The organism is Streptomyces sparsus (assembly GCF_054776295.1).
Genome location: NZ_BAAHCA010000332.1, coordinates 1 through 4,899 on the forward strand (window position 1 = coordinate 1; position 4,899 = coordinate 4,899).

At 72.6% G+C, this 4,899-nt stretch carries 7 protein-coding genes and 1 pseudogene; 2 read left to right on the top strand and 6 right to left on the bottom strand.

All coding sequences use genetic code 11. The features are described 5' to 3' along the window. The coding region (locus tag ACYVE9_RS15675) for a P1 family peptidase (RefSeq protein WP_461028464.1) at positions 1-331 on the bottom strand (331 nt) is incomplete at its 3' end. 220 nt (positions 332-551) lie between these two features. Between ACYVE9_RS15675 and ACYVE9_RS15680 the strand changes: the two genes are divergently transcribed. Together ACYVE9_RS15680 and ACYVE9_RS15685 are read left to right on the top strand one after the other, a co-directional pair. Continuing rightward, positions 552-1,049 (top strand): AMP-binding protein, encoded by a 498-nt coding sequence (locus tag ACYVE9_RS15680; RefSeq protein ID WP_461028465.1) that lies wholly within the window; start codon positions 552-554, stop codon positions 1,047-1,049. Further along, positions 1,046-1,270 (top strand): hypothetical protein, encoded by a 225-nt coding sequence (locus ACYVE9_RS15685; RefSeq protein WP_461028466.1) that lies wholly within the window; start codon positions 1,046-1,048, stop codon positions 1,268-1,270. The genes ACYVE9_RS15680 and ACYVE9_RS15685 overlap by 4 nt, the downstream gene beginning before the upstream one ends. 249 nt (positions 1,271-1,519) lie before the next feature. Here ACYVE9_RS15685 and mscL read toward each other — a convergent pair whose 3' ends face one another. The 5 genes and pseudogenes from mscL to ACYVE9_RS15710 all read right to left on the bottom strand — a co-directional run. Further along, positions 1,520-2,038: a large conductance mechanosensitive channel protein MscL gene (mscL, locus tag ACYVE9_RS15690; protein WP_461028467.1), complete on the bottom strand. Its 519-nt coding sequence runs from the start codon at positions 2,036-2,038 to the stop codon at positions 1,520-1,522. A gap of 117 nt (positions 2,039-2,155) precedes the next feature. Further along, positions 2,156-2,800 carry a hypothetical protein gene (locus ACYVE9_RS15695; protein WP_461028468.1) on the bottom strand — a complete coding sequence of 215 codons (645 nt, stop codon included), beginning with the start codon at positions 2,798-2,800 and terminating at the stop codon, positions 2,156-2,158. Positions 2,801-3,107: 307 nt separating this feature from the next. Further along, on the bottom strand, positions 3,108-3,956 hold the full coding sequence (locus ACYVE9_RS15700; protein ID WP_461028469.1) for an S-methyl-5'-thioadenosine phosphorylase: 849 nt from the start codon (positions 3,954-3,956) through the stop codon (positions 3,108-3,110). A 93-nt stretch (positions 3,957-4,049) separates the two neighbouring features. After that, complete coding sequence (locus tag ACYVE9_RS15705; RefSeq protein WP_461028470.1) at positions 4,050-4,382, bottom strand: FmdB family zinc ribbon protein; 333 nt, start codon at positions 4,380-4,382, stop codon at positions 4,050-4,052. Positions 4,383-4,448: 66 nt separating this feature from the next. After that, positions 4,449-4,899, bottom strand: a pseudogene (locus ACYVE9_RS15710) (hypothetical protein); the annotation flags it as partial.

Here is a 4,899-nt window from a genome sequence, read left to right on the forward strand (position 1 = left end):
CGCCCGCCGGAACGCCGAGTTGGACGCCGCGGCCCTGCTCCTCCAGCCATGCCGCCACGCCCGTGGCGGCGTCCAGGCCGAAGGCGCTGCCGCCGGTCAGCACCACCGCGTCGACCCGCTGCACCAGGTTGCGCGGGTCGAGGGCGTCCGTCTCCCGGGTGCCGGGACCGCCGCCCCGCACGTCCACCGCCGCGACCGCACCACCGGCCGGGGCAAGCACCACGGTGGTGCCCGTGAGGGAGCCGTCACCGATCCGCTGGGCGTGTCCCACCCGGATACCGGGCACGTCCGTCAGCGCGTCCCGCGCCGTCTTTCCGTATGCGTCAGCCACAGGACATGGGTACCAGCCTCCCGGACGCGGCGCTCGACATCCGCGTCAGTGTGGACGGTCCGGCAACAACTGGGGGCGGGGCCGGTGGTGGCCACGGCGCCGAGGCTCCACCGCGACCGGGCAGGTGGGGAGGCCTCGCCGGCCCCGGCTGGCGCGCTGCCGCCGCGCCCGTCCAGTGGACGTTGATCAGACGTTCATCGACGGTCGCGAAGCTGGACGCATGTCGGTCGACCATCACCACACCTGGGGCAAGCCGGTGGCTCTCCGCCGCCGGACCGGAACCGTACTGCCTCCGTCCGGCGACCACGCCCACGTGCACCTCGTGGAACAGTCCCGGCGGGCCGCGACCGCATTGGCGGCGCTGGGTGTGCGAGGAGGGGAGCGGGTCGCGGTACTGCTGCCGCTGATCCCCGAATCGGTGGCGGTCACCATGGCCTGCGGCCGCTTGGACGCGCTGCGCGTCTCGCTTCGCCCCAACGACCGCGTCCAGCCGCTGGGCGACCGCATCCGCGAGTCCGGGGCCGGCGTGGTCGTCACCGCGGACGCCGTTCCGCGCGGTGACGGCTGCTATCCGGCCAAGGTGATGATCGACCGTGCGCTGGAGGACTGCCCGGCGGTGCGATCGGTACTGGTGGTGCACCGGGTGCGCCGCCCCGTGCCGTGGACGCCCGGCCGGGACCGGTGGTGGCACGAGGCTCTCGATACCCTGGAGCCATGAGCGAATCAGCCCGACCCGACGGCCCGCACCAGGAGGCCGCGACCCCTGCTCGGCAGGGTGCGGCGCCGAAGCCGCAGGGCAAGCCGGCCGAACTGGACTTCGGAGACCCGCTGAGCCAGCAGTCCGCTGACGACACCGATCGAGGCTGGGGCGAACGGCCGGCAGGCGGCGCGGCAGACCTGGCCCGCTTCCTGGATGAGAAACCCCCGCACCACCTCTGAGCCCCCGCCACAGCCCGGCACCTCCTCGTGCGGCCACCTTCGCCCACCGGGCCCACCGGGCCCACCGAACCAGGCGCGGCGCGCGGGTTGTGCGGGGGGATCCGCTTGCCAGGGCCCGGGTCGTGCTCCTGACCGTCCGGGCCAGGCGCCGGACGGTTCCAGTTCGCCGCGAGCCCTCTCCTACCGCCCGGTGGTGAGAGGCGGCAGGCGTGGCGATCGGTGGCGCGGACCGGTCCGGAACGCGTCGGGCTACTTCAGCAGGTCCGGCCGGGACTCCGACTCGCCACGTTGTCCACCGACCGCCGCACCGGCGGTGACACCGGCGGCGCGCTGGGCAACGAGGGCGTCGCGGATCTCGGTGAGCAGCTGCACCTCGCTCGGGCCCGCCTCGGTGACGACCACCGGCTTCCGCTGGTCCAGCCGCGCCTTGTACCTGCTCATCGGCAGGATCATGAGGAAGTACACGACAGCCGCGGTGATCAGGAAGGTGATGGCAGCGCTGAGCACCACGCCCCACTTGATCAGGATGCCGTCCACCTCGCCGCTCGTCGCGTCCAGCTGGCACGTCCCCTTGAGGCAGGACTGGTACCGCTCCAGGTCCTTCGGGCCGAGCGCGCCGACGACCGGGTTGATCATGCCCTCGACGAACGCGTTCACGATCTTGGTGAAGGCCGCGCCGATGACCACGGCCACCGCCAACTCCACCACATTGCCCCGCATCAGGAATTCCTTGAATCCCGCCAGGGCTCCCTGCTTCTGCTCGCTCAACGCGCTGCCTTTCCGCACTCTGCCGATGGATTCCGCTCCCGGCACGCTGCCCGAGCAGGGGGCGGGCTGTCCAATCCGGTGAATCCGTACGGTCGGTGACTGGCGCACCAGTGCGGATCAGCACAGCGTCACCGCCGTCCGTCCTGCCGCGGCTGCTCCCGCAAGTCGGGAGGCCGTGGCCCGGGACACGTCGAGCACCACCAACGCGCCCTCACCGCTGCTGAGCGCGTCCTCCGCCTCCGGTTCCGGGATCTCCACGACCCGGACGCAGCGGGCCACCACGCGGGCGTCAGCGGAAGGCGCTGAGCCGGGACCGGTGGACCCGAGGGACCCGCCCTGAGAGCTCTGGGAGGTGGCGACGCTGGACAGGACGTCCACCCGATCGTCAGGCACCAGCAGCCGGACGGCGGCTGCGTCACTGATCCGGACCGGAGCCGAGACGTTGGCGGGCCGCCTGCCGGCTGCCTCCTCCGAGCCGGGCCGGGCTGCCGTGGCGCTGCCTCGTGATGCTGAGCCACCGCTCGGCTCGTCACCGGCGGTGGAGACCGCAGCGGCCGCGGTCTCGCCCTCTCCCGGCGGTGACTTCCCCGCGTATCCGGAGACGGCCAGGACAGCGGCTGCCACCGCGAGCACCGTCACGCCTGCGCGCCGGCTCAGGCGCAGGACGCGGTGCAGCCGGTAGCGGCGGGAGGAGCCGGGGCGCAGCGGCGGGAACATGGGCACGGTCGCGGGCGGGGGAGGGCAGGAGAGATCGGGCGACATCGGAGCTCACCGTCCAGTCGGGGTGTGCGGATGCCTCCACCGTGTCCCGCATCCGGAAATCCCGCTGAGGGCTGTGGACTACTCACAGGTTGTGGATAACTCCGTCACCCACCCGGAGTTCGACCATCCGAGTTCGACCATTCCATCCGAGTTCACCCACCCGGAGTTCACCCAGGGTTCGCCCATCCTGAGGCCCCGCCCACCCGAGCACCGGCGCTCGCGCAGGCCCCCCTCAGTCGCGGCGCCGGTCGCACCCGCTTGCCCGGCAGCCGCCCACGATCCGCAGCTGCTGCCGGGCGCCCACGGTTCAGGGCAGGGTGATGCCGGGGTCCGTGCCGTCGAGGGCGTCGGGGCAGGAGCAGGTGCGCTCGTCGGGCAGTGCGGCGACGGCGTCGAAGAGCACCTCGCGCAGGCGGGAGATGTTCTCGCCGAAGACGCGCAGCACCTCGTGGTGGGAGACGCCCTCCCCGGTCTCCGCGCCTGCGTCGAGGTCCGTGACGAGGGCGAGGGAGCTGTAGCAGAGGGCGAGTTCACGGGCCAGCACCGCTTCGGGGTGACCGGTCATGCCGACCACCGCCCAGCCCTGGGCGGCGTGCCAGCGGGACTCGGCGCGAGTGGAGAAGCGAGGCCCCTCGATGACGACCATCGTGCCGCCGTCGACCGGTTCCCAGCCCCGTCCCCGGGCCGCGGTGAGCGACGCCTCGCGGCCCGTCTCGCAGTAGGGGTCGGCGAAGGTGAGGTGGACGACGTTGGGCTGCTGCCCGTCCGGCAGCGGCTCACCGTCGTAGAAGGTCTGGGCGCGGGACTTGGTGCGGTCCACCACCTGATCGGGCACCAGGAGCGTTCCGGGGCCGTACTTCTGCTGGAGCCCGCCCACCGCGCAGGGCGCCAGGATCTGGCGCACGCCGACGGAACGCAGCGCCCACAGGTTGGCGCGGAAGTTGATGCGGTGCGGCGGCAGGTGGTGCGAGCGGCCGTGGCGGGGGAGGAACGCCACCCGGCGGCCGGCGAGTTCGCCGAGGAACAGCGAGTCGCTGGGCCTGCCGTACGGGGTGTCGACCGTCACCTCCGTCACGTCGTCCAGGAACGAGTAGAAACCCGATCCGCCGATGACGCCGATCTCTGCCCGCGCCGGTCCCGTGCCGTGTCCGCTCATGGGGTCACCCTATAAGGCGACCCGGGAAGGGGCGGGTGCGACGGTGGCCCTGCCGCCGAGGGGCGACAGGGCCACCGCACAGGTGTGACGGGGTCAGGCGGCGGGCGTGCTCGCGGTGGACGTCGACGAGGAGCCCGACGAACCGGAGGAGCTGGAAGAGTCGGAGGACGTGGAGCTCTCGCTCTTGCCCTCGCCCTTCTTCGAAGCGCCCGCGGCGCCGGCGGTCGCCGGGCTGCTGGACGACGACGAGCCGCGGCTGTCGTTCCGGTAGAAACCGGAGCCCTTGAAGACGATGCCGACCGCCGAGAACACCTTCTTCAGGCGTCCTTGGCAGCTCGGGCACTCGGTGAGTGCGTCGTCGGTGAACTTCTGCACCGCCTCGAGGCCCTCGCCACACTCGGTGCACTGGTACTGATAGGTCGGCACTTGCTCCTCCTGGCACTCTTCCCTGTGGAGTGCTAACGACGCTCCATGGTGCAGCATTCCCGCGTCTTAGTCCACTGCAACAGGGACACGGTGACCGGCGCCACGTGCCACCACCTTGCCCCGCGGGCCTGCCGCGCGTCCCGAGGAGTCGCTTCCGGGCTGTTCGCCCTGCGGCTGCTCCTGCTCGGACGGCTCGTCGCCGGACGGCCCGTCCTCCGAGGTCCCGGTCCCGGACGGCCCGCTTCCGGACCGGTTCGGCCCGGGCTCCAGGAACCTGCGCAGCGCGGCCACGGTGAGCACGGCCAGGCTGGTACCGAGCAGCGGGACGACGAACCCGCTGGCCGCGCCGAACGCGTCGGCCAGCTGCCCGGCGGCGCTCGCGGCGACTGCCTGGCCGAGTGCCACCGCGCCGGTCAGCCAGGTGAACGCCTCGGTGCGCGCTCCGGCCGGGACGAGCGACTCCACCAGGGTGAACCCGGTGATCAGCGCCGGGGCGATGGCGAGTCCGGTGAGCAGG

Coding starts and splice junctions, on each gene's coding strand:
- ACYVE9_RS15695 (WP_461028468.1), bottom strand. CDS start 2,800: ATGTCGCCCGATCTCTCCTGCCCTCCCCCGCCCGCGACCGTGCCCATG.
- ACYVE9_RS15685 (WP_461028466.1), top strand. CDS start 1,046: ATGAGCGAATCAGCCCGACCCGACGGCCCGCACCAGGAGGCCGCGACC.
- ACYVE9_RS15680 (WP_461028465.1), top strand. CDS start 552: ATGTCGGTCGACCATCACCACACCTGGGGCAAGCCGGTGGCTCTCCGC.
- ACYVE9_RS15700 (WP_461028469.1), bottom strand. CDS start 3,956: ATGAGCGGACACGGCACGGGACCGGCGCGGGCAGAGATCGGCGTCATC.